The 1,278-nt window shown below is 40.3% G+C and carries 1 pseudogene; it reads left to right on the top strand.

The annotated features are described in order from the left end of the window. Positions 1 to 56: 56 nt before the first annotated feature. A pseudogene (locus tag FZC40_RS16890) lies at positions 57 to 1,210 on the top strand (IS3 family transposase). Positions 1,211 to 1,278: the final 68 nt, after the last annotated feature.

Genomic DNA, 1,278 nt, shown 5'->3' with positions numbered 1-1,278 from the left:
GATAATGTTCACAAATAGTTGGACACAAATTCCAGAAAATAAGATAAACTATACACATGAATAGAAAACGACGAACATGGTCCCCAGAGGAAAAGGCAGCCATCGTGCTGGAAATCCTCAGAGAAGAAAATACGTTAGCCGAGATCTCTAAAAAATATGATGTATCTCAGCAATTGTTAAGCCGCTGGAAAGCAGAGTTTATCGCCAATATGCCCGCTGTCTTCAATAAAAAAAATGAAGAAGTTGATAAACTCAAACAAGATCACGAAGAAGAAAAGGAGCTTCTTGTCAAGAAAATAGGCGAATTAACAATGGATGTCGATTGGCTAAAAAAAAAGCAAAATCAGATCTCTCAAATGAAGAAAAAAGATCATTGATTGACTGGAAACACCCACTCTTAACCATTAAGAAACAATGTCAACTCTTAGCGTTGCCACGCTCGACTGCTTATCATGAAACCGTTGATATTGAGCCATCCAAAGACGAAATTGATATCAAAAACGCCATTGATCTGATTCATTTTAAAGAACCTTCATATGGTGTCAGGCGGATTAAAAACGAACTGCATAAGAACGGATTCAAACATATTGGCAGACGACTTGTGAAACGTTATATGCTGGAAATGGACATTGTTTGTTTCTATCCCGGCCCCAATCTGAGCAGACGGGCCAAAGAAGCCCAAACCTATCCATACCTACTACGGCATCTCGATATTAATCGGCCGAATCAGGTATGGTCCATCGATATTACCTATATCGGTACCCCGAATGGATTTGTGTATTTAACCGCTATTATTGATTGGTATTCCCGGTATATCGTGGGTTACACCATTAGCAATACCCTGCAAACTGACATGATCACCCGTGTCGTAAAAAACGCCGTTGAAACATTTGGAGCCCCGGAAATCATCAACAGTGACCAGGGCAGTCAGTTTACCTCAAATGCCTACATTGACTTAATCAAAAGCTATGAAACCACAAAAATCAGCATGGACGGCAAAGGCCGGGCGACCGATAACATTGCCATTGAACGCTTTTTCCGTTCCTACAAATGGGAACGCTTGTATTTGCTGTGCCCGGAAACGGTCACCGAAGTAAAAGCATTGACAAAAGAATACATCGATCATTACAATAATGAACGCGGCCATCAACGGTATGATTATGAAACTCCAGCAGTTGTATTTTATGAAAATCAGACCCTGGCAGCATAATCAATCACACGAAAGGAGAGTTATCTTAAATATTTTGATTTCGTGTCTTGACAAGCGTGCACATTATA

The sequence above is a fragment of the Acetobacterium tundrae genome (assembly GCF_008086615.1).
Taxonomy (GTDB): Bacteria; Bacillota; Clostridia; order Eubacteriales; family Eubacteriaceae; genus Acetobacterium; species Acetobacterium tundrae.
The sequence above is the reverse complement of the archived record's forward strand: the minus strand, read 5'-3'. Positions and strand labels throughout refer to the sequence as shown.